Raw genomic sequence first — 23,891 nt, 5'->3', positions numbered from 1 at the left:
TCCCGTTCTCCGGTCGGGCGAAGCCGAGGAGGCAACGGATCCACAAAAGGACAGATGGCACATATGGCTCACCGTTTTCCGGCCCGGACCCGCATACGCGTTCCCCTCCTGGCCGCCACCGGAGCCCTGGCGCTCCTCTGCGCGAGCGCCCCGGCCGGCGCTGCCGCCACCCCGCATCAGACCGCACCGCATCAGGCCGCACCGCGCCCCACCTACGCGATAGCCCACCGGGTACTGACCGCCGACGGCGTGGACACGGCGCTGCGGCACGGCGCCAACGCCGTCGAGATCGACGCCACCGCCTGGAAGAAGGGCTGGTGGGCGGATCACGACGGCACCCTCACCAGCACCGGTGACCCGATGGAGACGATGCTCAAGCGCATCGCCCAGCGGCGCGCCGAGGGCAGGAACGTCAATTTCGTGTGGCTGGACATCAAGAACCCGGACCACTGCCGCAGCGATGACGCGAAGTGGCGGCACTGCTCGGTCGCGGCGCTCCGCGACCTGGCCCGCCGCACGGTCGAGAAGCAGGGCGTCCGTGTGCTCTACGGGTTCTACGGCACCGAGGGCGGCACCGGCTGGAAGGACGTCGCGTCCGGCGGCCTGCGGCCGGTCGAAGGGGTCGGGCTCAGCGGGAACGCCGAGGACGTGGCGAAGACGTTCGCGGACCACGGCTCGCACATCCCCGAGCACCACCGTGTGATGGACAAGGGGCTCTTCAGCATCCCGCTCGACGTCCGCAGGATCGCCTCCGAACTCCGGGCCGGATCGAAAGCCCGGGACAGGGAGGAACTCGCCTCGACGGCCGGCTGGACGGTCGGTAAGGGCGACGGAAAGTACGTCGGCAAACTGCTGGCTCCGTATGCGGCCGGCGGTGCCGACGCCGACGGCCTCATCTACGGGTCGCGGGCCGCCTGCTACCCGGACGGCACGTCCAAGTGGCGCGGCGGCTGCGGCACCGGCGAGTCCGCCGTCAAGGAAGCACTGGCCTCCCTCACCGATTACGTCGCCGCGCACCCGGCCGACCGCCGCATGGCCACCAACAGCGACGTGCCCTTCGGGAGCTGACGCTACCCGCCCGGCACGACCTGCCGTTCCTCCGCGAAGTGGCACGCCGAGGCGTGCCGGGCCGGCCCCGTCACCTCCTCGAACCCTTCCGGCACGGCCAGCGGCGGCACCTCCAGCGCGCAGCGCTCCCGCGCCTTCCAGCACCGGGTGCGGAAGCGGCAGCCGGACGGCGGATCGGCCGGCGAGGGCACGTCCCCCGCCAGCAGGATGCGCTCGCGCCGGTCGCGCGCCTCGGGGTCGGGTACGGGCACGGCGGAGAGCAGGGCCTGCGTGTACGGGTGGGTCGGGTGCCCGTAGATCTCCTCCTCCGTGCCGGTTTCGGCGAAGCGGCCGAGGTACATCACCGCGACCCGGTCGGAGATGTGCCGCACGACCGACAGGTCGTGCGCGATGAAGACGTACGACAGGTCGAACTCGTCCTGCAGCCGCTCCAGCAGGTTGACGACCTGCGCCTGTACGGACACGTCCAGCGCCGAGACCGGCTCGTCCGCCACGATCACCTCGGGCCGCAGCGCCAGCCCCCGCGCGATGCCGATGCGCTGCCGCTGCCCGCCGGAGAACTGGTGCGGGTAGCGGTTGACGTACTCGGGGTTGAGGCCGACGACGTCCAGCAGCTCCTGCACCTTGCGGCGCCGGTCGCCCTTCGGGGCCACCTCCGGGTGGATGTCGTACGGCTCGCCGATGATGTCGCCGACCGTCATCCGCGGGTTCAGGGAGGTGTACGGGTCCTGGAAGACCATCTGGATATTGCGCCGTACGGCCTTCAGCGCGCGCCCCGACAGCTTGGTGACGTCCTCGCCCCGGTACAGGATCCGGCCGCCCGTCGGCTTCTCCAGCCCGACCAGCAGCTTGGCAACCGTGGACTTGCCACAGCCCGACTCGCCGACGATGCCGAGCGTCTCCCCTTTGCGCAGGACGAAGGAGACGGTGTCCACCGCCTTGACCGCGCCGACCTGCTTGCGCAGCACGACGCCCCGCGTCAGCGGATAGTGCTTGGCCAGCTCCCGCACGTCGAGGACCGGCTCCCCCGCGGCGGCGCCCGGCTCAGCGCTCACGGGCGCCTCCTTGCTCACTGACGGTCTCCTTCCAGAAGTGACAGGCGCTGGCCCGGCCCGGCGCCACGTCGAACAGCGGCGGCCGGTCCGTACGGCAGACGTCCTGGGCCTTCGGGCAGCGCGGGTGGAAGGGGCAGCCCGGCGGGATCGCGGTCAGGCTGGGCGGCAGGCCCTTGATCGCGTACAGCTCCCGGCCCTTCTGGTCCAGGCGCGGGATGGAGTCGAGCAGGCCGCGCGTGTACGGGTGCGCGGGCGCCCGGTAGAGGTCGCGGACGGGGGCGGTCTCCACGATGCGGCCGGCGTACATCACGGCGATCCGGTCGGCGACGTCCGCGACCACCCCCAGGTCGTGGGTGATCAGCACCAACCCCATGGCGTACTCCCGGCGCAGTTCCGCCAGCAGGTCCATGACCTGCGCCTGGACCGTCACGTCGAGGGCCGTCGTCGGCTCGTCCGCGATGATCAGGTCCGGCTCCAGGGCCAGCGCCATCGCGATCATGATGCGCTGGCGCATACCGCCGCTGAACTGGTGCGGATAGTCGCCCACCCGGCTGCGGGCGGCCGGGATGCGCACCCGGTCCATCAGCTCGACCGCGCGGGCCCGCGCCGCCTTCCGCGACGCGCCCCTGTGCACCTCGAACATCTCCCCGAGCTGCGCCCCGACCGTCAGCACCGGGTTGAGCGCCGACAGCGCGTCCTGGAAGATCATCGCCAGCTGCGCGCCCCGCACCCTGCGCCGCTCCTCGGCGCCCAGCCGCAGCAGGTCCCGCCCCCGGAAGAGGATCTCGCCGCCCGTGACATAGCCGGGCGGCGTGTCGAGGATGCCCAGCACCGCCTGCGCGGTCACCGACTTGCCGGAGCCGGACTCCCCCAGCACGGCCAGCGTCTCGCCCGCGTCCACCCGGTAGCCGACCCCGTTGACCGCGTGCGCCACCCCGTCCCGCGTACGGAACTCCACCTTCAGGTCGCGGACCTCCAGCAGCGCGCCACCGCCCGCGGGCCCGGCCCCGGCCTCCCGCGTCCCCTCAGCCGTCATCCACCGTCTCCTCAGCGCAACTTGGGGTCGAGGGCGTCGCGTACCGCGTCGCCGAGCATGATGAACGCGAGCACCGTCAGGCTCAGCGCGCCCGCGGGCCACAGCAGCATGTGCGGCGCGTTGCGGACCTGCTTGGACGCCTCGGAGATGTCGATGCCCCAGGAGACCGTCGGCGGCTTGAGCCCCACGCCCAGGTAGGACAGCGTCGCCTCCAGGGCGATGTACGTGCCGAGCGCGATGGTCGCCACGACGATCACCGGCGCGACCGCGTTGGGCGCCAGGTGCCGCAGCAGCAGGCGGCCGTTGCCGGCCCCCAGCGCCCGCGCCGCCTGCACGAAGTCGGCCTGTTTGACGGTCAGTACGGAGCCGCGGGCGATGCGCGCCAGCTGCGGCCAGCCCAGCAGCACGATGAACCCGACGACCGGCCACACGGACCCGGACGGCACGACCGACAGGAAGACCAGGCCGCCCAGCAGCATCGGGATGGCGAAGAACATGTCGGCGGCCCGCGAGAGCAGCGCGTCCCACCAACCGCCGAAGAACCCGGCCAGGCCGCCCAGCACACCGCCGAGCAGCGCCGCCCCCGCCGTGGCGCAGACGCCGACCGTGACGGAGGCGCGGGCGCCGTACACCGTCCGCGCGAACACGTCGCAGCCCTGGGTGTCGAAGCCGAAGGGATGGCCGGCGCGCGAGCCCTCCTGGGACAGCGTGATGTCGCAGTCGAGCGGGTCCGTGCCGGTCAGCAGGGACGGCCGGACGGCGATCAGGACGAAGAAGACGATCAGCAGCCCGGAGACGACGAAGACCGGGTTGCGGCGCAGGTCGTGCCAGGCGTCCGACCACAGGCTGCGGGCACGGGCGGCGGGCACCGGCACCGCGCCGCCCGGCAGCGGCACGTCGGCGCCCGGCGGCGGGAACGGCTCCGGGCGCTCGGGCGGCAAGGGCTCAGGCATAGCGGATCCTCGGGTCGAGCACGGCGTACAGGAGGTCGACGACCAGGTTCGCCAGCAGGAAGACGATGACCAGGACGGTCACGAAGCCGACGACGGTCGGTGAGTTCTGGCGGACGATGCCCTGGTACAGCTCGTAGCCGACACCGTGCACGTTGAAGATCCGCTCGGTGACCACCGCGCCGCCCATCAGGGTGCCGACGTCGGCGCCGATGAAGGTGACCACCGGGATGAGCGAGTTGCGCAGCAGGTGCCGCACCACGATCCGCCGCCGTGGCAGGCCCTTGGCGACGGCCGTACGGACGTAGTCGGCGCGGGCGTTCTCCGCGATCGACGTACGGGTGAGCCGGGTGACGTACGCCAGCGACACCAGCGCCAGCACGCAGCCGGGGAGCAGCAGTTCGTCCAGGGGAGCGCCCGGCGCGACCGCGGGGCGCACCCATGCCCACTTCACGCCCAGCAGGTACTGGAGCACGTACCCGCTGACGAACGTCGGCACGGACACCACGACCAGCGTCAGCACCAGCACCCCGGAATCCAGCAGCCGCCCCCGCCGCAGCCCGCTGAGCACGCCGAGCGTCACCCCCGCCACGATCTCCACGACGATGGCGACGGCGGTCAGCCGCAGGGTGACGGGAAAGGCGGTGGTCATCTTGTCCAGGACCTGCTGGCCATCGAAAGTCGTGCCGAAATTCCCGCTGAAGATCTGCCCCATGTACAGCAGGTACTGCTGCCACAGCGGCCGGTCCAAATGGAGTTCGCGGCGGATCTGCGCGGCGGTCGCCGGATCGGGCGCGCGGTCGCCGGACAGCGCGGCGACCGGGTCGCCGAGCGCGTACACCATCACGAAAATCAGCAGAGTGGCACCGACGAAGACCGGCACCATCTGCAACAGCCGCCGGATCACATAACGCCCCATGGCCCGCCGCCCGCCCTCAGTCCTTGATGGTGATCTGGTCGTACACCGGAACGCTGAAGGGATTCAGGGCGACCTGCCCCACCCGGTCGGAATACCCGCCGCTCCCGTTCTGGTACCAGAGCGGAATGGCGGGCATCTCCCGGGCGAGAATCCGCTCGGCCTGGTGGTAGGTGTCGTTCACCTGCCGCTGCCCGCTCTCCGCGTTCGCCCGGCTCACCAGCCGGTCGAACTCCTTGTTGCTCCAGCCCGAGTCGTTGGACGACGCACCGGTGAAATACTGGCTCTGCAGAAACGTCTGGATGAGCGGATAGTCCATCTGCCAGCCGGCCCGGTACGGCCCGCTCATCTTCTTTCCGGTGACCCTGCCGCGGTAGTCGGCGAAGGTCCCCATCGGGTTTCCGTCGCACACATGCCGCCGCAGCGCCTTGTTGACGCTGTTGCACAGCGCGTCCACCCACAATTTGTGCGACCCGGTGTCCGCGTTGTACGTCACCTTCATCGCGCCGCCCGGAATGCCGCCCCCTTCGGCGACCAGCTTCCTGGCCGCCGCGGGATCGTACGTACACGCCGTCCCGCACAGCCCCGCCCGGTAGCCGCCGGACTCCCCCAGCGCCATCGCGGTCCAGTCGGTGGCCGGCGTACGCGTGCCCCGGAAGATCTGCCGGGTGATCGCCGGCCGGTTGACGGCCATGGAAATGCCCCGCCGGACCTTTTCCACCCCGGGCTTGTTCCATTGCGCGTCGTACATCGGGAACGACAGGGTCTGGATGATTCCCGCCGGCTGGTTGATGTACCGCCCCGCCAGGTCCTTGTGCACATGTTTGAGCTGCGAGGCCGGCACGTCGTCGACGAGGTCCAGGTTCCCCGCCATCAAATCGGTGTAAGCGGTGTCGTTGTCCGTGTAGACCTGTAGGTCCACCCCGCCGTTCTTCGCCTTGTCCGGGCCGGGATATCCCTGCCACGTCCGCAGCCGCATGATCCCGCCCTTGGCGTACGACTGCACGGCATACGGGCCGTTGCCGACGGGCTTCGCCAGCCACCCCTCGTGATCGGTGAAGAAAGACCGCGGCAGGGGCAGGAACGCGTTGTAGCCCAGCATGTCGGGCCACCGGCCGAATTTCTGGTTCAGCCGCACCGTGAAGGTCAGCTCGTCCCGCACCCGCAGCCCGCGCATCGTCCGCGCCGTGGGCTTGGCGCCCGTCCCCTCCGGGTGCACCTCCTCGTACCCCTCCACATAACTGAAGAAAGGCGCACCCTGCTGCCGGTTGCTCACCAGGGCCCCGTAATTCCAGGCATCGACGAAGGAACGCGCCGTCAGTTTCTCACCGTTGCTGAAGGACCATCCAGGCTTGATCTTCACGGTGAAATTCCGCGCGTCGGAGGATTCGACCGACTCGGCGACCATGTTCTCGGGAACGGCGGTCCGCGGGTTGTACCGCTTGAGCCCTCTGAACGCCAGGTCCATCACCTTGCCGCCCTGCACGTCGGTGGTGTTGGCCGGCTCCACCGGGTTCTGCGGATCGCCCCAGGACGCCCGTACGACACTGGGGTCCTGGTCACCCCCGCCGCACGCGGCGGCCGCAAGGGCGACCGCGGTGACCGCGAAGAACGCCGAACCGACGCGCAAGGCTTTGCGCAACGAGCTGCCTCCTCAGAGCTGCGGCCCCGGGCACCCACCCGCCCGGCCTACCGGCCCCAACCTGGCACCTCCCGCGCCCCGCCACCGGCCTTCCGGCCGCAACACGTCCCAGAACCCCCCGTACGAGCGATCTTCCGAGGCGGCTGCGGACGTCCGCGCACCTCCGCCCGGGGGCGTGTCACTTGTCGGCCGGCTCGCACCCGATGCCGTCACCGTCCCGGTCGAGGCGATGCGGGTCCGCAGAGCGCACGTCGACGGGACCGTGCAGGTCGGAGCAGTCCACATCGGGTACGCCGGCCGGCGGACCGGGCGGATAGGAAGGCCCGGTCCCGCTCCCGCCGCTCGGCGAGGGGCCGGGCACCGCCCGTATGTCGGCGGCGGTGATCATCCCGTCCCGGACCGTGTACGTACCGGCGAAGGACCGCACCGACCCGTCCCGCTGCTCGGCGTCGAGCGTCACCTTCACCGTGCCGCCGCTCACTCCGACGACGCGGACGGTGTCGTGGGCGGTGTCCGCGAAGCCCGACACGAACGCCGAGTAGGAACCTCCGAGGTTCTTGCCGCCGAGGTCCCAGGCGCGGCGGTAGTCGCGGGCGTTGACGGCGGCGTAGTAGTCCTCGACGACGGAGGCGGCATCCCGTTCGGTGGCGGTTTCCCCGGGGGAGGAGCCGGGCCCCTTCCCGGTGCCGCTGCCGGAGGACTCGGGCGCCGGTTCCCCGGTGACCGTACGCGTATGGGTCACCGTCGGTCCGGCCCCGCCCGGCCGGTCTCCGCCGGACGGCCCGCAGCCGCTCAAGGCGGCCATCGCCGCCGCTGCCGCGAGCAGCGCGGCGGAACCTGTCATTCCGTGGCGCCTCATCGGCCTCACCCTGCCCAGCGCTACACCCTTCCCCCTCCAGTCTGCGCCGCCCGCCGCCGCCCCGCCTGTGGATCACCCAGGGACGGCACCACGGCCGGTGCGGCACGTGCCCGCCGAAACGAAAGCGCCCGGACCGTCCGGTCCGGGCGCTCGCGCGGTGCTGCGAAGGAGCCGTTACGCCGCTCCCACCACGTCCTTCTCCTCCGCGAAGTGGCAGGCGGAGTCGTGCGCGGCCGGGGTGTCCGTGCCGGCGAACCGCTCGGGGACGGCCAGCAGCGGCGTCTCCTCGGCGCACTTGTCCTGCGCCTTCCAGCAGCGGGTACGGAACCGGCAGCCGGACGGCGGGTTGGCCGGGGACGGTACGTCGCCGGTCAGGATGATGCGCTCGCGGCCCTCGCGCGCGTCGGGGTCCGGGACGGGGACCGCGGAGAGCAGCGCCTGCGTGTACGGGTGCGTCGGGTGGTCGTAGATCTGCTCGTCGCTGCCGATCTCCGCCATCTTGCCGAGGTACATGACCCCGACCCGGTCCGAGATGTGCCGGACGATCGACAGGTCGTGGGCGATGAAGAGGTAGGAGAGGTTGAACTCGTCCTGGAGCTTCTCCATCAGGTTGATGACCTGCGCCTGTACGGACACGTCCAGCGCCGAGACCGGCTCGTCGCAGATGATGATCTCCGGGTTGAGCGCGAGGCCGCGGGCGATGCCGATGCGCTGGCGCTGGCCGCCGGAGAACTGGTGCGGGTAGCGGTTGAGGTACTCGGGGTTGAGGCCGACGACGTCCAGCAGGTCCTGCACCTTGCGGCGCCGGTCGCCCTTCGGGGCCACCTCCGGGTGGATGTCGAAGGGCTCGCCGATGATGTCACCGACCGTCATCCGCGGGTTGAGCGAGGTGTACGGGTCCTGGAAGACCATCTGGATGTTGCGGCGTACGGCCTTCAACGCGCGCCCGGACAGCTTGGTGATGTCCTGGCCCTTGTAGAAGACCTCGCCGGAGGTGGCCCGCTCCAGGTTCATCAGCAGCTTGGCGACCGTGGACTTGCCACAGCCGGACTCGCCGACGATGCCGAGCGTCTCGCCCTGGTACAGCTCGAAGGAGATGCCGTCCACGGCCTTGACCGCGCCGACCTGCTTCTTGAACAGGATGCCCTGGGTGAGCGGGAAGTGCTTGACCAGGTTGCGGACTTCGAGGATGGGCTCGCGCCGCGTGTCCTTCTTCGGCTCAGCCATTGATCGTTTCCTCCCAGAAGTGGCACGCGCTGCCGCGGCCGTCGGCGACGGTGTGCAGCGGCGGCACCTCCGCGCGGCAGACGTCCTGCGCCTTCGGGCAGCGCGGGTTGAACGCGCAACCCGGCGGGATGTCGAGCAGGTTGGGCGGCAGGCCCTTGATCGCGTACAGCTCCTGGCCCTTCTGGTCCAGGCGCGGGATGGAGTCGAGCAGGCCGCGCGTGTACGGGTGCGCGGGGTTCTTGTACAGCTCGTGCACGGGTGCGTGCTCGACGATCCGGCCCGCGTACATCACCGCGATCTTGTCGGCGACGTCCGCGACCACGCCCAGGTCGTGGGTGATCAGGATCAGGCCCATGTTGAACTCGCGCTGGAGGTCCGCGAGCAGGTCCATGACCTGCGCCTGGACGGTCACGTCGAGGGCCGTCGTCGGCTCGTCCGCGATGATCAGGTCGGGCTCCAGGGCCAGCGCCATGGCGATCATGATGCGCTGGCGCATACCGCCGGAGAACTGGTGGGGGTAGTCGCCCACCCGGTTCGCGGCGGCCGGGATCTTCACCCGGTCCATCAGCTCGATGGCCTTGGCCTTGGCGTCCTTCTTGCTCAGGCCCTGGTGGACCCGGAACATCTCGCCGAGCTGGTAGCCCACGCTGAGCACCGGGTTGAGCGAGGACAGCGCGTCCTGGAAGATCATGGCGATCTTGGCGCCGCGGATCTTGCGGCGCTGCTCGCCGGACATCTTCAGCATGTCCTGCCCGCGGAAGAGGATCTCCCCCTGCGGGATCTTGGCCGGCGGCATGTCGAGGATGCCCATGATGGCCTGGGCCGTCACGGACTTGCCGGAGCCGGACTCGCCGAGCACCGCCAGGGTCTCGCCCGCGGCGACGCTGTAGTTGACGCCGTTGACGGCCTTGACGACACCGTCGCGGGTATGGAATTCCACGTGCAGGTCGCGGACTTCGAGCAGGTTGCCCTCGCTCTTGTCCTCGGCCCGCGGCGCGGGAACGTCCGCGGTCTTTGAGATCGTGGTCACGTACGCCTCCCTCAGCGCAGCTTGGGGTCGAGGGCGTCGCGCACCGCGTCGCCGAGCATGATGAACGCCAGAACGGTGATGCTCAGGGCGCCCGCCGGGTAGAGCAGCATGTGCGGCGCGTTGCGCACGTCCGTGGCGGCGGTGGAGATGTCGATGCCCCAGGAGACCGTCGGCGGCTTGAGGCCGACGCCCAGGAACGACAGCGTGGCCTCCAGGGAGACGTAGGTACCGAGCGCGATGGTCGCCACGACGATGACCGGCGCCAGGGCGTTCGGCGTGATGTGCCGCAGCAGCATGCGCGAGGTGCTCGCGCCCAGGGCCCGCGCCGCCTGCACGTAGTCCTGCTGCTTGGCGGTGATCACCGAGCCACGCGCGATACGGGCGATCTGCGGCCAGCCCAGGATCGCCATCAGCAGCACCACGGTGAAGATCGAGCCGCCCTTGATGACGGACAGGAAGACGATGCCGCCGAGGAGGATCGGGATGCCGAAGAAGATGTCGCCGATCCGGGAGAGGATCGAGTCCCACCAGCCGCCGAAGAAGCCGGCCAGGCCGCCCATCAGGCAGCCGAACGCGGCGGCGAGCAGGGTCGTGCACACGCCGACGACGACCGAGGCCCGGGCGCCGTAGACGGTGCGGGCGTAGACGTCGCAGCCCTGGGCGTTGAAGCCGAAGGGGTGGCCGTCGGTCGCGCCCTGCTTGGACCGGGTGATGTCACAGGCGTACGGGCTGGTGCTGGTCAGCAGGCTCGGCCAGATCGAGACGACGACCAGGAAGAGGATCAGCACGGCTGAGATGTAGAAGACGGGGTTGCGCCGCAGGTCGCGCCAGGCGTCGCCCCACAGGCTGCGGGGCTTGTCCGCCTTCAGCTCCACGCTGACGATCTCGGCCGCGGCCACGGGGGCCTGGCTGTGCACGGAGGTCTCGGTGTCAGGCATAACGGATCCTCGGGTCCAGGACCGCGTAAAGCAGGTCGACGAGCAGGTTGGCGGCGAGGAAGACGACCACGAGGATGGTCACGAAGCCCACCACGGTCGGTGAGTTCTGCCGCAGGATGCCCTGGTACAGCTGGTATCCGACGCCCTGGATGTTGAAGATCCGCTCGGTGACGACGGCGCCGGCCATCAGGCCGCCGATGTCGGTGCCGAGGAAGGTGACGACCGGGATCAGCGAGTTGCGCAGCAGGTGGACGGTGACCACCCGGCGGCGCGGCAGGCCCTTGGCGGTGGCGGTGCGGATGTAGTCCGAGCGCAGGTTCTCCGCGATCGAGGTCCGGGTGAGCCGGGAGACGTAGGCCAGCGAGACACCCGCCAGCACGATGCCGGGCAGCAGCAGTTCGTCCAGGGTGGCGTCGATGGAGACCGCGGGGGCGGCCCAGGCGAGCTTCACGCCGACGAAGTACTGCAGCACGTATCCGGTGACGAACGTCGGGATCGAGATCACCAGCAGCGTGAAGACCAGCACGCCGGTGTCCACGAGCCGCCCGCGGCGCAGGCCCGCGATGACGCCGAGCGTCAGGCCGACCACCAGCTCGATGACGAACGCGACCAGCGTCAGTCTGATGGTGTTCGGGAAGGCGTTGCCCATCAGTTCCACGACCGGGGTGCCGTTGAAGGACGTACCGAAGTCGCCCTGGAAGATCCCGGCCATGTATTGCAGGTACTGGCTCCACAACGGGTCGTTGAGGTGCAGGGACTCCCGGATCGCCGCGGCGGTGGCCGGGTCCGGTGTCCGGTCTCCGAACATGGCGGCGATGGGATCGCCGATCGCGTAGACCATGACGAAGATCAAGAAAGTGGTGCCGATGAAGACGGGCACCATCTGGAGCAGTCGTCGTATGACGTAGCGCCCCATGTGTCCTCCAGGAAAGCGCCGACGCGGGAGCAGCCGGACCCGTCGAGTGCGGGTACCGACTGCCCCCTGCCGCCGTAAGCGGTTATTTTCTGCGCGCCCCGCTCAGGGGCGGCTGCGTCGGATCAGCTCTTGACCTTGATGTCGCTGAAGACGGGGAAGCTGAAGGGGTTGAGGGCAACGTCGGAGACCTTCTCCGACCAGCCGACGGTGCCGTTCTGGTAGAAGAGCGGGATGTTCACCGCGTCCTGGATGACGAGCTTCTCGGCCTGCTTGTAGATGTCGGTGGCCTTCTTGATGTCCGTCTCGGCGGCGGCCTCGTCCATCAGCTTGTCGAATTCCTTGTTGCTCCACTTGCCGTCGTTGGAGCTGGCCCCCGTCGCGTACAGCGGGGTGAGGAAGTTCTCGATGTGCGGGTAGTCCATCTGCCAGCCGGCACGGAACGGCCCGTTCATCTCGCCCTTGGTGATCTGGTTGCGGAAGTCACCGAAGGTGCCGACGGGGTTGCCCACGCACGTGTTGTCGTTGCCGAGGGCCGCGTTGATGCTGTTGCAGGCCGCGTCCGCCCACTGCTTGTGGGAGTCCTTGTCGGCGTTGTAGCTGATGGTCAGCTTGCCGCCGGGGATGCCGCCGCCCTCTTCGATGAGCTTCTTGGCCTCGGTCGGGTTGTAGGTGCAGACGTCGCCGCACATGTTCTTGTCGTAACCGCCGGCCTCGCCGAGCACCGGGGAGGTGAGGTCGACCATGGGCGTACGGGTGCCGTTGTAGATCTTGTCCGTGATGCTCTTGCGGTCGATCGCCATGGAGATGCCCTTGCGGACCTTCTCCATACCCGGCTTGTTCCACTCCGGCTTGTAGAACGGGAAGGTGACGGCCTGGTAGATACCCGCGGGCTGGGTGAGGTAGTTGCCCTTGAGGTCGTTCTTGGCGTTCTTGATCTGCTCCGCCGGGATGTCGTCGTCGACATCGAGGTTGCCGGCCTGGAGGGCGGCGTACGCGGCGTTGGAGTCGGTGAAGACCTGGAGCAGCACACCCTTGTTCTTCGGCTTGTGCACACCGGCGTAGTGCTCGTTCGGGACCAGCTTCATCAGCTTGCCCCGCTCGTACGACTCCACGGCGTACGGGCCGTTGCCGACCGGCTTCTTCAGGTATTCCTCGTGCTTGTCGAAGAACAGCTTGGGCAGCGGTGCGAACGCCTTGTAACCCAGGCGGACCGGCCAGGTGCCGAACTTCTTGCTGAGCTTGACGGTGAAGGTGGTGTCGTCCACGACCTTCAGGCCGGACAGCGTCTGGGCGGTCGGCTTGCCGTCCTCGGGGGAGGTCTTGTCGTAACCCTCGATGTCGGAGAAGAAGTAGGCGTTCTTCTGCTTGTTGGTGGCCAGCGCCGCGTAATTCCAGGCGTCCACGAACGACTTGGCCGTGAGCGGCTCGCCGTTGGAGAACTTCAGACCCTTCTTGATCTTGATCGTGAAGTTCTGGGCGTCCTTGGTGTCAATGGACTCGGCGGCCGCGTCCTTGGCCTCGCCCGTCTTGGGGTCGTACTCCTTCAGATTCATGAAGATCTGATCCAGCACCTTGCCGCCGAGCACCTCGTTGGTGTTCGCAGGCTCCAGCGGGTTCTGCGGGTCACCCCAGTTGGCCCGGATGAATCCGGCGTTGGCCCCCGAACTTCCGCTGCTTCCACCGCAAGCCGTTGCCGTCATGGCAATGGCTATCGCACCTGCGACCCAGATGGCGCTCTTGGCACCGCGCATGGGACTGCCTCCTCATGAGTCCATTCACTTCATGGAAAGGAGCCGCCCGCAGCTGACACCCCTGACAGCCAGCGACCAGCCCCTGCTGCTCGTGAGTCGGCGCTCCCCACAGCGCGTGACCCATTGACCCGAGCTCAATGCACCCCAGTCTCAGTCACGTTCGCCCCATAAACCACGTGTAAGGGGTCTCGGTTTGGTCACATCCGTTTGCCGTACGTTCGGAATCCGGACAAATCAATCAGTCCAGGTAGCCGCAAAACGGACTCCCGGAGGCCGGTTGTGACGCGTGGCGTTCTCAATACGGACAGTGGTCGAACAACTTCCACCAGGAGTCGCGACCTCCGGAGGCCGGTCACGCACAGTAATGTGCCCGCCGGGCCGTCGCGGCCCGGCGGGCACTTCGCTCACGCGTACCGGCCGCCCGGTCTCAGTCGTGCGAGGTGTACTTGCCCGGCTTCAGCTGGAACAGGAAGGTGCCCTGCCCGTAGCAGCTGACGGGCTCACCGCTGGGCGCCTGTTCCGTGGTGAACGGCAGGGTCAGCTGCATCGGCTTGCCCGGGCTCGCCGCCACCGTCTTGTTGATCTTGTAGTTCCGCGAGTCTTCCTTGCTCGGCTTGTACGGCGCGGGCCGCCACGTCGTCTTCCACGCCGCCTTCCCGTCGCCGCCCACCAGGTAGTAGCCGCCCATCCCGGCCCCGCGCAGGCCCTGGAACTTCACGTCAATGGACTTGACCTCGATGCTGCTCTTGGTGACCTTGCCCAGGTGCCACGTCACCCGCCCCGTGAAGAGCGCGGTCTTCAGACAGCCCTCGCCACCGCGGTGGTCGACTCCCGCGAGGCTGGTCGTGATCGAGTTGTTCGGGGTGCTCATCGCCGCCGTCTCCGTGGAGCCGGGCTTGATCGCCGCCGAAGCCGGCTCCGCGCCCATCACCACGGCCATGCCGCACGCCGCCGCCGCCGCGAGTGCCGCCTTCTTCCCCCTGTGCCGCATACAAATCTCCCCGCATATAAACAGTCCCGCCCCGGTTTCCCGGGCGGGATGTCGTGCTGTTTGGTCACCAAGGACGCTAGACGAGCGCCTTGACGGAGATCAATGAAAAAGGGCCGGCAGATCACTGTTTTACGAGACCACAACGCCGCCCGGCGCCGCTATGGGGCGGCAGGGACGGACTGTTGCCCTTTCGTCCCGATGTTTCCGCGCAAACCGGAAAACATGCCGCGACCTCAAATGAAAAGCACCGCGAAATGCCTGCGGAAAAGCGAGGAGCGCCCCGACGGCTTTCCGGCCGTCGGGGCGCTCCTCGTCATGAAATCGACCGGGCCCTCTCGGGGCCGGGCGCGGTGTTACCGCTTGGCGCGCGAAGCGGTGCGGCCGCGCTCCTTCTGGTCCAGGACGACCTTGCGGATGCGGACGGCCTCCGGGGTGACCTCGACGCACTCGTCGTCGCGGCAGAACTCCAGCGACTGCTCCAGGGAGAGCTTGCGCGGCGGCACGATCGCCTCGAACGAGTCGGCCGAGGAGGAGCGCATGTTGGTGAGCTTCTTCTCCTTGGTGATGTTCACGTCCATGTCGTCGGAGCGCGAGTTCTCACCGACGATCATGCCCTCGTACACCTCGGTGCCCGGCTCGGTGAAGAGCACACCGCGCTCCTGGAGGTTGGTCATCGCGAAGGCGGTGACCGCGCCGGCCCGGTCGGCGACCAGCGAACCGTTGTTGCGGGTCGTCAGGGTGCCGAACCAGGGCTCGTGGCCCTCGTGGATGGAGTGCGCGATGCCGGTGCCGCGGGTGTTGGTCAGGAACTCCGTACGGAAGCCGATCAGGCCGCGGGACGGGACGACGAACTCCATGCGGACCCAGCCCGAGCCGTGGTTGGACATGTTGTCCATCCGGCCCTTGCGGACGCCCATGAGCTGCGTGACGGCGCCCATGTGCTCCTCGGGCACGTCGATCGTCATGCGCTCGACCGGCTCGTAGGTCTTGCCGTCGACCTCCTTGGTGACCACCTGCGGCTTGCCGATGGTCATCTCGAAGCCCTCGCGGCGCATCTGCTCGACCAGGATGGCCAGCGCCAGCTCACCGCGGCCCTGCACCTCCCAGGCGTCGGGGCGCTCGGTGTCCAGCACGCGCAGCGAGACGTTACCGATCAGCTCGCGGTCCAGGCGGTCCTTGACCTGGCGGGCGGTGACCTTGCGGTCCTTGGTCGCGGCCTTGGCGTCCGCGCCCTTGCCGGTGCCGCCGCGGCCGACCAGCGGCGAGGTGTTGGTGCCGATGGTCATCGAGATCGCGGGCTCGTCGACCGTGATCAGCGGCAGCGCGACCGGGTTCTCCGGGTCGGCCAGCGTCTCGCCGATCATGATGTCGGGGATACCGGCGACGGCGCAGATGTCACCGGGGCCCGCCACCTCGGCCGGCTTGCGGGTGAGCGCCTCGGTCATCATCAGCTCGGTGATGCGCACGCTCTGGACCGACCCGTCGCGCTTCATCCACGCCACGGTCTGGCCCTTGCGCAGCTCGCCCTGCTCGACGCGGAGCAGCGCGATACGGCCGAGGAAGTTGTCCGCGTCCAGGTTGGTGACGTGGGCCTGGAGGGGCGCCGACTCGTCGTACTCGGGGGCCGGGACGGTCTCCAGCAGGGTGCTGAAGAAGGGCTCCAGGTTGGTGCTGTCCTGCGGGACCGTGCCGTCCTCGGGCTTGGTCAGCGAGGCGACGCCGTCGCGGGCGCAGGCGTAGACGATCGGGAACTCGATCTGGTCCTCGTCCGCGTCCAGGTCCAGGAACAGGTCGTAGGTCTCGTCGATGACCTCGGCGATCCGGGAGTCCGGGCGGTCGGTCTTGTTGATGCACAGGATGACCGGCATCTTCGCGTCCAGCGCCTTGCGCAGCACGAAGCGGGTCTGCGGCAGCGGGCCCTCGGAGGCGTCCACCAGCAGCACGACCGCGTCCACCATCGACAGGCCGCGCTCGACCTCGCCACCGAAGTCGGCGTGGCCGGGGGTGTCGATGATGTTGATGGTGATGACGTCGCCGCCATCCTTGGGGTGGTACTTCACCGCCGTGTTCTTGGCCAGGATCGTGATGCCCTTCTCACGCTCCAGGTCGTTCGAGTCCATCATGCGGTCGTCGAGGGACTCGGCTGCGTGCGCGGCGAAGGAGCCGGCCTGCTTGAGCATGGCGTCGACCAGCGTGGTCTTGCCGTGGTCGACGTGAGCGACGATGGCGACGTTACGAATGTCGTGGCGCGTGGGCATACTGCGGCGCTTCTCCCGGATCGTGGATGGCGGCACGTACGGTCCGGTACGTGTGCCTGCCGGGCATGAAGACGCCACGGCCTCACCCCATGGTACGGGGCTGGCGCGGCTTCGGCAGCGCCAGGTCGCACGAACCGGCCCTGACCTGCGTCGATGCATATTCGAACAGGCGCCGTACGCCGGGCGCGCACGCCCCCTTCGCCGCGCGGCCGCCTGGATGCCGTCCCCCCGTAACCGCGCCGGGCGCACCCGGCCGGGACGGACGGCCGCCCGTCCCGGCCGGCCCGCTACGTCACCTCTTGTACCCGATGTCCGCGAAGCGCGGGGTCGCGAACCCGAAGGCGCCCGCGTTGACCACATCGTTCCGCGCCGCGACGATCTCGGGGCGCTGGTAGAGCGGTACGGAGCCGGCCGCGGCCCAGATGCGGGCGTCGGCGCGCTCGACCAGCTCCCGGGAGGCGTCCGCGTCCAGTTCGGCGGCGGCCTGGTCGAAGAGCTGGTCGATGTGGTCGGTGCCGACCCTGGTGTAGTTCTGCTCGACGGTGAGGCTGCCGTCCGCCGCCGGCTGCGGCTTGGCGTAGATCGGGCGGCCGTCGGTGGCGGGGTAGGCGGAGCCCGGCCAGGTGTACAGCGCCAGGTCGTAGTCGCCCGAGGCGATGTGGTCCTCGAAGTAGCTCTTGCCGGGCACCTTCTGCACGGCGGTCTGCACACCGATCCGGGCGAGCATCGCGGAGATCCGTCCGGCCACGTCGCGCAGCCGCTCGGAGCCGGCGCCGTCCGGGAGCACGAAGCGCAGGACGAGCGGCTTGCCGTCCTTCTTGAGGGCGGGGGCCGGGCCGCGCGCCGCGGGGTCGGCGTTGCCGGCGTCCACCCAGGCGGCCGGGTCCGCCGGCTGCTCCGGCTTGCCGTCGGCCGTCCCGTCCCCGGCGGCCTGCTCCGCACCGGCGCCCTGGCTGCCGGGCACCGGGGCCACCTCGATCGCCTCGGCGGAGCGCAGCGCGTAGGACGCCAGCTGCTCGTACCGCCGGTAGTCCGCGTACGCCGGGGAGGCCGTGTCCGCGTCGGCCGCGGCCCGGCGGTTCGCGGCCGCGTCCTTGTAGAGGGTGGCGCTCTGCCGCAGCAGCGCGGACCGCTGGATGTCGGCTGACCGCACACCGGCGGAGGACAGCGGCGCGGCCGGTGCGGCGCCCCTGCGCACGGCGCCCGCCTTGCCGTCGCCGGCGGCGCCCTTGCCGGCGTCCGCCTTCTTCTCCGGCTCCTGCTGCGGCCCCGGCTGCCGCGACTGCACGGGAGCGCCGCCCGGCGCCCGCCAGCCCGCCTCGGCCAGCATCGCCTGCGCGGCCTTGGTGTCCGGGCCGCCCAGGGCGCCGCTGTTGTCCTCGTATCCGGGCTGGCCCGCCATCAGCAGGTGGCTGCCGAGCGGCTGGTTCGGCAGGCCGAGCGGCTTGAGGACGGTGTCGGCCAGCTTCTGCCGGTCGACGGCGCGGGCCACCGCGCGGCGTACGCGTTCGTCGTTGAGCGGGCTGGTGCTGCCGTTCAGGGCGAGCTGTGTGTAGGCGGGTTCGAGGGCCTTGCGGACGGTGTAGCGGCGCAGCGCGTCCCGCTCGGTGGTGGGCGCGCGGCGCGGCGGCGCGTCGTCGCCGCGCGGCCCCGGGGAGCCGCCTGCCTCGTGTTCGGCGCCTTCGACGTGCTCGGCCTCGGGCGACGCGCCGTCCGGCGAACCGGCGCCGGTCGAGCCCGCGTCCGGGGACCCCGCCGGCGACCCCGCCGGCGACCCCGCGCTCGCCGACCCGGACGCCGCCGGCTTCCGCGCCGCGGCGATCTTCTGCGCGTCGGCCGGGTCCACCTCGGCCAGGTCCACGGCCCCGGCGGCCAGCGCCGCGGCCCGCTTCTCGCGCGGCAGCGCCGTCAGCACCACCTTGTCCAGCTTGGCGGGCGCGCCCCACCACTTCGGGTTGCGTACGAGGGTGACGGTGCCGGCCGCCTTGTCCCCGCCCGCCACCGCGAACGGCCCGGCGACCGCCTTGAGCTGCTCGCGCGCGCCGTCGTTGAAGGCGTCCGCGCTGCCCGTGACGCTCTTCGGGTACAGCGGCGTGAACAGCGACGTCCAGTCGGCGTACGGCTTGGTGAAGGTCACCTCGACCTCGTGCGCGTTCCCGCCCCGCGCCACCTTCTCGATGCGGTCGTACCCGGCGTTGCGCGCGGTCCAGTACGCGTTGTCCTTGCCGCGCAGCGCCTTCCACTGCGCGACGAAGTCCTCGGCGCCGACCGGCCGTCCGTCGCTCCACCGCGCCTTCGGGTTGATCTTGTACAGGACCTTCTGCCGGGGCTCCCGCTCGGTGACGTCGGCGGCGTCCAGGTAGTCCGCGTTGCGCTGGGCGCGCCCGCGCTCGTCCAGCGTGAACAGCCGGGGCAGTACCGCGTCGGTGACGCGCCGGGTGGCCGCGTCGGCGCTCGCCTGGAAGGCGTTCAGGGTGGCGGGCGCCGCGTCCACCGCCCAGCGCAGCGTGCCGCCCCGGCGCACCTGGTCGCGTGCGGTGACGGCGATGTCCCGGGAGGCGGGACCGGCCTCCTCGGAGTCGTCACCCCCGCCGCAGCCGGTCAGCACCGGCAGCGGCAGCAGCACTCCGGCAGCGACGAGCGCGGCGCAGCGGCGCCCGCGGCAGGCCGCGCGGCCTGAGCTGACGGGGTGGGTCATGGCGGTTACCTCCGGGGCTCGCCCGCGCCGCGCCGCCGCGGCGGGCCGCGGGGCCACGGATCACGTTCGGCCGACTTTGCGGCTCATCACATCTATGGCTCCCCCACTGAAGGCGACCTCCGCCCGTACGGGCGGGCGACACGTCGGCCGCCGCCGTGAAGGCCACCCGCCCGGCCCAACCGGAACCGCTCCCGGTCCCGGTGGGGGCGCGCCGCGTGCCCGCGGGTCCGCCGGCCGGGGACGGCGTACGGACCGGCGCCGGCGGACGTACGAAACGCCGTACAAAAGCACGTCCCCCGGCACGGGCCGACGGCGCACACCCGCCGAAACGCGCCGGTCCGGTTCCGCAATCGCGGCAGATCCCTTCCCAATCGCGACTGTGACGCGCGACACTCGCAGGCGCACGCCGCTGCACCCGGCCCTTGGGTCCGGACCCGGCCGGAATGACGCCGACCACACCCGCGGAGGTGAGGGCAAGTCATGTCCCTGCAGGACGATCTGACGGCAGTTCAGCGCCACTTGGACGACCTGGAACGGTCGGTGGGACGACTGGAGCGACGGGTCGGCGGCGGGCTGGAGATGCGCCGCGTGCGCAGTGACACCGACCACCTGCGCGAGAGCCTGCAACTGCTGCGGGAGGGCGCGGGAGATCCGCCCCGCGGGCTGCCCTCCGCCGCTTCGCGCACCGGCGCGGCCCCGCGTACCGGCCGCGCCCCCGTGCCCGGCCCCGAGATGGTGACCATCCCGGACGCGCCGTACGACGCCGCCCTGTGGGCCGACGCGGAGGACGAGGGTCTCGGCGCGCGCGACCGCCGGGCGCCGTAGCCCCGCGCGCCGCCCCACGCCGCACGTCCCACCCCCAGACAGCCGTCCACGGAGACCGACGTTGGCCACTGGCACCGAACCCCAACCGCATACCGACGCAAGCGCCGCGAAGCGCGCGGCCGGCCCGTCCGGCACCGGCGTGCACGCCCCTTCGCGCGCCGCGATCCCCGCCCGCCACCTGCGGACCGACCGCTGGTGGCTGTACCCGGCCACGACCGCGGCGGGCCTGTTCGCCTTCGTCGTGTACTCGACGTGGCGGGCCTTCGCGAACGCGGACTACTACGCGGCACCGTACGTCTCGCCGTTCTACTCGCCGTGCCTGGCGGAGAACTGCCACCCCATGCGCGGCGGCCCCAACTGGGAGGTGTTCGGCAGCTGGTGGGGCCTGTCCCCCGCCCTGCTGATCCTGATCTTCCCGCTGGGCTTCCGGCTGACCTGCTACTACTACCGCAAGGCGTACTACCGCGGCTTCTGGGCCTCCCCGCCGGCCTGCGCGGTCGCCGAGCCGCACAAGAAGTACACCGGCGAGACCCGCTTCCCGCTGATCCTGCAGAACGTCCACCGCTACTTCTTCTACTTCGCGGTCCTCGTCGCGGGCATCCTCACCTACGACACCGCGCTCACCTTCCGTGACGCGCACTACGCGTGGGGCCACATGGGCCTCGGCACCCTCGTCTTCCTCGTCAACATCATCCTGATCTGGGCGTACACCCTCTCCTGCCACTCCTGCCGGCACATCATCGGCGGCCGGTTGCGGCACTTCTCCCAACACCCGGTGCGCTACCGCCTGTGGGGCTGGGTCGGCAAGCTGAACGCGCGGCACGCGGCCCTCGCCTGGGCCTCGCTGATCAGCGTGGCCGCCGCCGACTTCTACGTCTTCCTGCTCGCCACCGGGGCCTTCGACGACCCGCGCTTCTTCTAGGAAGGGTGCCTTGTGATGACGCAGCTCGACCGGCAGGAGTGGGACGTTGTCGTGGTGGGCGCGGGCGGTGCCGGGCTGCGCGCCGCCATCGAGGCCCGTGAACAGGGCATGCGTACGGCCGTGATCTGCAAGTCGCTGTTCGGCAAGGCCCACACGGTCATGGCCGAGGGCGGCATCGCGGCCAGCATGGGCAACGTCAACGAAGGCGACAACTGGCAGGTGCACTTCCGCGACACCATGCGGGGCGGCAAGTTCCTCAATCACTGGCGGATGGCGGAGCTGCACGCCCGCGAGGCGCCGGAGCGGGTCTGGGAGCTGGAGACCTGGGGCGCGCTGTTCGACCGCACCCCCGACGGCCGGATCTCGCAGCGCAACTTCGGCGGCCACGAGTACCCGCGCCTCGCGCACGTCGGCGACCGTACGGGCCTGGAGCTGATCCGCACCCTCCAGCAGAAGATCGTCTCCCTCCAGCAGGAGGACGAGCGGGAACACGGCGCGTACGACGCCCGCCTGAAGGTCTTCCAGGAGTGCACGGTCACCCGCGTGCTCAAGGACGAGGGCCGGGTGGCCGGCGCCTTCTGCTACGAACGTGAGTCCGGCCGCTTCTTCGTCCTCCAGGCCCCCTCGGTGGTCCTGGCGACCGGCGGCATCGGCAAGTCCTTCAAGGTGACGTCCAACTCCTGGGAGTACACCGGTGACGGGCACGCGCTCGCGCTGCTCGCCGGGGCCCCGCTGATCAACATGGAGTTCGTCCAGTTCCACCCGACGGGCATGGTCTGGCCGCCCTCCGTCAAGGGCATCCTGGTCACCGAATCCGTCCGCGGCGACGGCGGCGTGCTGCGCAACAGCGACGGCAAGCGCTTCATGTTCGACTACATCCCGGACGTCTTCAAGGAGAAGTACGCCCAGTCCGAGGACGAGGGCGACCGCTGGTACGACGACCCCGACCACAACCGCCGCCCGCCCGAACTGCTGCCCCGCGACGAGGTCGCGCGCGCCATCAACGCCGAGGTCAAGGCGGGCCGCGGCTCCCCGCACGGCGGTGTCTTCCTCGACGTCTCCACCCGTATGCCGGCCGAGGTCATCCGGCGGCGGCTGCCCTCCATGCACCACCAGTTCAAGGAGCTGGCGGACGTGGACATCACCGCCGAGCCGATGGAGGTCGGGCCGACCTGCCACTACGTGATGGGCGGCGTGGAGGTCGACCCGGACACCGCGGCCGCCACCGGCGTCCCCGGCCTGTTCGCCGCGGGCGAGGTGGCCGGCGGCATGCACGGCTCCAACCGGCTCGGCGGCAACTCCCTGTCCGACCTGCTGGTCTTCGGCCGCCGGGCGGGCCGGTACGCGGCCGAGCACGCCCGCGCCAGCGGGCGGCCGGCCGCCGACCCGCTCCAGCTCGACGCCGCGGAGGCGGAGGCGCTGCGCCCGTTCAGCGCCGAGGGGCCCGACGCCCGCCACACGGGACGCCCCGCCGAGAACCCGTACACCCTCCACCAGGAACTCCAGCAGGCGATGAACGACCTGGTCGGCATCATCCGCAAGCAGGGCGAGATGGAAGAGGCCCTGGAGCGCCTCGCCGACCTGCGGGTACGGGCCCGCCGGGCCGGCGTCGAGGGCCACCGGCAGTACAACCCGGGCTGGCACCTGGCCATCGACCTGCGCAACATGCTGCTGGTCAGCGAGTGCGTGGCGCGGGCCGCGCTGGAACGCAGGGAGTCCCGCGGCGGGCACACCCGGGACGACCACCCGGAGATGGACCGGCGGTGGCGCCGGATCAACCTGGTCTGCGAGCTGGCCGAGAACGGCGCGGAACTCCCGCCGCAGGACCCGGCCGTCGGACAGATCAGCCTCACCCGCCGCGAGACCCCGCCCATCCGTACCGACCTCCTCGGCCTCTTCGAACGGGACGAGTTGGCGAAGTACCTGACGGACGAGGAACTGGCGGCGGGCGCGGCGGGGGCACCAGGAACCGCGGACGACGAGGAGACGAACCGGTGAGCGCGCAGTCCGACGCCTACAAGGCGCACTTCAGGGTCTGGCGGGGCGACGCGGACGGCGGCGGCCTGGAGGACTTCCGCGTCGAGGTCAACGACGGCGAGGTGGTCCTCGACATCGTCCACCGCCTCCAGGCCACCCAGGCCCCCGACCTCGCCGTCCGCTGGAACTGCAAGGCGGGCAAGTGCGGCTCGTGCAGTGCGGAGATCAACGGGCGGCCCCGTCTGATGTGCATGACCCGCATGTCCGTCTTCGCCCGCGACGAGACGGTCACCATCACCCCGATGCGGGCCTTCCCGGTCGTCCGCGACCTGGTCACGGACGTCTCCTTCAACTACGCCAAGGCCCGCGAGATCCCCAGCTTCGTACCACCGCCGGGCCTCGGACCGGGCGAGTACCGGATGCGGCAGGAGGACGTCGGCCGCTCCCAGGAGTTCCGCAAGTGCATCGAGTGCTTCCTGTGCCAGGACACCTGCCACGTCGTCCGCGACCACGAGGAGAACAAGACCGCCTTCGCCGGCCCCCGTTTCCTGATGCGGATCGCGGAGCTGGACATGCACCCCCTGGACGCGGCCCCCGAATCCGGCCTCGACCGCAAACGCGCCGCCCAGGACGAGCACGGCCTCGGCCACTGCAACATCACCAAGTGCTGCACCGAGGTCTGCCCCGAGCACATCAGGATCACCGACAACGCCCTGATCCCCTTGAAGGAGCGCGCGGCCGACCGCAAGTACGACCCGCTGGTGTGGCTGGGTAACAAGATCAGGCGACGGAACGGCACCGACTAGCCACCGCCGCTCGGCGCCCGACTGGC

General features: G+C 70.3%; 19 protein-coding genes. 5 read left to right on the top strand and 14 right to left on the bottom strand.

The window, feature by feature from the left end:
- Positions 1 to 63: 63 nt before the first annotated feature.
- Positions 64 to 1,068, top strand: a complete 1,005-nt coding sequence (locus tag ACH4K4_RS12070) for a phospholipase (RefSeq protein ID WP_398166731.1) — start codon at positions 64 to 66, stop codon at positions 1,066 to 1,068.
- 2 nt (positions 1,069 to 1,070) lie between these two features.
- Here ACH4K4_RS12070 and ACH4K4_RS12065 read toward each other — a convergent pair whose 3' ends face one another.
- The 14 genes from ACH4K4_RS12065 to ACH4K4_RS12000 form a co-directional block, all read right to left on the bottom strand.
- Positions 1,071 to 2,123, bottom strand: a complete 1,053-nt coding sequence (locus ACH4K4_RS12065; protein ID WP_398166729.1) for an ABC transporter ATP-binding protein — start codon at positions 2,121 to 2,123, stop codon at positions 1,071 to 1,073.
- Entirely contained in the window at positions 2,113 to 3,159 is a 1,047-nt protein-coding gene (locus ACH4K4_RS12060) for an ABC transporter ATP-binding protein (RefSeq protein ID WP_398166728.1), read from the bottom strand. Before ACH4K4_RS12060 ends, ACH4K4_RS12065 begins: the two co-directional genes overlap by 11 nt.
- A gap of 11 nt (positions 3,160 to 3,170) precedes the next feature.
- Positions 3,171 to 4,112 (bottom strand): ABC transporter permease, encoded by a 942-nt coding sequence (locus ACH4K4_RS12055; protein WP_398166726.1) that lies wholly within the window; start codon positions 4,110 to 4,112, stop codon positions 3,171 to 3,173.
- Positions 4,105 to 5,028 carry an ABC transporter permease gene (locus tag ACH4K4_RS12050; RefSeq protein ID WP_398166725.1) on the bottom strand — a complete coding sequence of 308 codons (924 nt, stop codon included), beginning with the start codon at positions 5,026 to 5,028 and terminating at the stop codon, positions 4,105 to 4,107. Before ACH4K4_RS12050 ends, ACH4K4_RS12055 begins: the two co-directional genes overlap by 8 nt.
- A gap of 16 nt (positions 5,029 to 5,044) precedes the next feature.
- Positions 5,045 to 6,667, bottom strand: coding sequence for an ABC transporter substrate-binding protein (locus ACH4K4_RS12045; protein ID WP_398166724.1), 1,623 nt, complete (start codon positions 6,665 to 6,667; stop codon positions 5,045 to 5,047).
- 178 nt (positions 6,668 to 6,845) lie between these two features.
- A complete protein-coding gene (locus tag ACH4K4_RS12040; protein WP_398166723.1) occupies positions 6,846 to 7,511 on the bottom strand; it encodes a hypothetical protein in 666 nt (221 codons plus the stop codon).
- A gap of 189 nt (positions 7,512 to 7,700) precedes the next feature.
- Complete coding sequence (locus ACH4K4_RS12035) at positions 7,701 to 8,753, bottom strand: ABC transporter ATP-binding protein (protein ID WP_398166721.1); 1,053 nt, start codon at positions 8,751 to 8,753, stop codon at positions 7,701 to 7,703.
- Positions 8,746 to 9,783, bottom strand: a complete 1,038-nt coding sequence (locus ACH4K4_RS12030) for an ABC transporter ATP-binding protein (protein ID WP_398166720.1) — start codon at positions 9,781 to 9,783, stop codon at positions 8,746 to 8,748. Before ACH4K4_RS12030 ends, ACH4K4_RS12035 begins: the two co-directional genes overlap by 8 nt.
- 11 nt (positions 9,784 to 9,794) lie before the next feature.
- The gene (locus ACH4K4_RS12025) at positions 9,795 to 10,721 is read right to left on the bottom strand and encodes an ABC transporter permease (protein ID WP_398166718.1); all 927 of its coding nucleotides are present in this window, start codon (positions 10,719 to 10,721) and stop codon (positions 9,795 to 9,797) included.
- Positions 10,714 to 11,637, bottom strand: a complete 924-nt coding sequence (locus ACH4K4_RS12020) for an ABC transporter permease (RefSeq protein ID WP_398166717.1) — start codon at positions 11,635 to 11,637, stop codon at positions 10,714 to 10,716. Before ACH4K4_RS12020 ends, ACH4K4_RS12025 begins: the two co-directional genes overlap by 8 nt.
- A 122-nt stretch (positions 11,638 to 11,759) precedes the next feature.
- On the bottom strand, positions 11,760 to 13,388 hold the full coding sequence (locus ACH4K4_RS12015) for an ABC transporter substrate-binding protein (protein WP_398166716.1): 1,629 nt from the start codon (positions 13,386 to 13,388) through the stop codon (positions 11,760 to 11,762).
- A gap of 427 nt (positions 13,389 to 13,815) precedes the next feature.
- Complete coding sequence (locus ACH4K4_RS12010) at positions 13,816 to 14,379, bottom strand: hypothetical protein (protein WP_398166714.1); 564 nt, start codon at positions 14,377 to 14,379, stop codon at positions 13,816 to 13,818.
- A gap of 353 nt (positions 14,380 to 14,732) precedes the next feature.
- A complete protein-coding gene (gene typA, locus ACH4K4_RS12005; RefSeq protein ID WP_398166712.1) occupies positions 14,733 to 16,637 on the bottom strand; it encodes a translational GTPase TypA in 1,905 nt (634 codons plus the stop codon).
- Between the two features lie 292 nt (positions 16,638 to 16,929).
- The gene (locus tag ACH4K4_RS12000; protein WP_398166710.1) at positions 16,930 to 19,335 is read right to left on the bottom strand and encodes an ABC transporter substrate-binding protein; all 2,406 of its coding nucleotides are present in this window, start codon (positions 19,333 to 19,335) and stop codon (positions 16,930 to 16,932) included.
- A 480-nt stretch (positions 19,336 to 19,815) separates the two neighbouring features.
- On the opposite strand from ACH4K4_RS12000, the gene ACH4K4_RS11995 reads away from it, so the two are divergent.
- From ACH4K4_RS11995 to ACH4K4_RS11980, 4 genes are all read left to right on the top strand, one after another.
- Positions 19,816 to 20,160 (top strand): hypothetical protein, encoded by a 345-nt coding sequence (locus ACH4K4_RS11995; RefSeq protein WP_398166708.1) that lies wholly within the window; start codon positions 19,816 to 19,818, stop codon positions 20,158 to 20,160.
- A gap of 61 nt (positions 20,161 to 20,221) precedes the next feature.
- Positions 20,222 to 21,082, top strand: coding sequence for a hypothetical protein (locus ACH4K4_RS11990; protein WP_398166707.1), 861 nt, complete (start codon positions 20,222 to 20,224; stop codon positions 21,080 to 21,082).
- Positions 21,083 to 21,097: 15 nt separating this feature from the next.
- The gene (locus tag ACH4K4_RS11985; protein ID WP_398166705.1) at positions 21,098 to 23,080 is read left to right on the top strand and encodes a fumarate reductase/succinate dehydrogenase flavoprotein subunit; all 1,983 of its coding nucleotides are present in this window, start codon (positions 21,098 to 21,100) and stop codon (positions 23,078 to 23,080) included.
- Positions 23,077 to 23,865, top strand: a complete 789-nt coding sequence (locus tag ACH4K4_RS11980) for a succinate dehydrogenase/fumarate reductase iron-sulfur subunit (RefSeq protein WP_398166703.1) — start codon at positions 23,077 to 23,079, stop codon at positions 23,863 to 23,865. Before ACH4K4_RS11985 ends, ACH4K4_RS11980 begins: the two co-directional genes overlap by 4 nt.
- Positions 23,866 to 23,891: the final 26 nt, after the last annotated feature.

Source organism: Streptomyces sp. NPDC017529 (assembly GCF_044329785.1).
GTDB lineage: Bacteria > Actinomycetota > Actinomycetes > Streptomycetales > Streptomycetaceae > Streptomyces.
Note: the sequence above shows the minus strand (reverse complement) of the source record. Positions and strands in the feature narration are given on the sequence as shown.

What these genes read in the sequence shown, in the direction of transcription:
- ACH4K4_RS12070 (WP_398166731.1), top strand. Translation starts at nt 64, where the DNA reads ATGGCTCACCGTTTTCCGGCCCGGACCCGCATACGCGTTCCCCTCCTG.
- ACH4K4_RS12060 (WP_398166728.1), bottom strand. Translation starts at nt 3,159, where the DNA reads ATGACGGCTGAGGGGACGCGGGAGGCCGGGGCCGGGCCCGCGGGCGGT.
- ACH4K4_RS12055 (WP_398166726.1), bottom strand. Translation starts at nt 4,112, where the DNA reads ATGCCTGAGCCCTTGCCGCCCGAGCGCCCGGAGCCGTTCCCGCCGCCG.
- ACH4K4_RS12050 (WP_398166725.1), bottom strand. Translation starts at nt 5,028, where the DNA reads ATGGGGCGTTATGTGATCCGGCGGCTGTTGCAGATGGTGCCGGTCTTC.
- ACH4K4_RS12040 (WP_398166723.1), bottom strand. Translation starts at nt 7,511, where the DNA reads ATGACAGGTTCCGCCGCGCTGCTCGCGGCAGCGGCGGCGATGGCCGCC.
- ACH4K4_RS12035 (WP_398166721.1), bottom strand. Translation starts at nt 8,753, where the DNA reads ATGGCTGAGCCGAAGAAGGACACGCGGCGCGAGCCCATCCTCGAAGTC.
- ACH4K4_RS12025 (WP_398166718.1), bottom strand. Translation starts at nt 10,721, where the DNA reads ATGCCTGACACCGAGACCTCCGTGCACAGCCAGGCCCCCGTGGCCGCG.
- ACH4K4_RS12020 (WP_398166717.1), bottom strand. Translation starts at nt 11,637, where the DNA reads ATGGGGCGCTACGTCATACGACGACTGCTCCAGATGGTGCCCGTCTTC.
- ACH4K4_RS12015 (WP_398166716.1), bottom strand. Translation starts at nt 13,388, where the DNA reads ATGCGCGGTGCCAAGAGCGCCATCTGGGTCGCAGGTGCGATAGCCATT.
- ACH4K4_RS12010 (WP_398166714.1), bottom strand. Translation starts at nt 14,379, where the DNA reads ATGCGGCACAGGGGGAAGAAGGCGGCACTCGCGGCGGCGGCGGCGTGC.
- typA (WP_398166712.1), bottom strand. Translation starts at nt 16,637, where the DNA reads ATGCCCACGCGCCACGACATTCGTAACGTCGCCATCGTCGCTCACGTC.
- ACH4K4_RS12000 (WP_398166710.1), bottom strand. Translation starts at nt 19,335, where the DNA reads ATGACCCACCCCGTCAGCTCAGGCCGCGCGGCCTGCCGCGGGCGCCGC.
- ACH4K4_RS11995 (WP_398166708.1), top strand. Translation starts at nt 19,816, where the DNA reads ATGTCCCTGCAGGACGATCTGACGGCAGTTCAGCGCCACTTGGACGAC.
- ACH4K4_RS11985 (WP_398166705.1), top strand. Translation starts at nt 21,098, where the DNA reads ATGACGCAGCTCGACCGGCAGGAGTGGGACGTTGTCGTGGTGGGCGCG.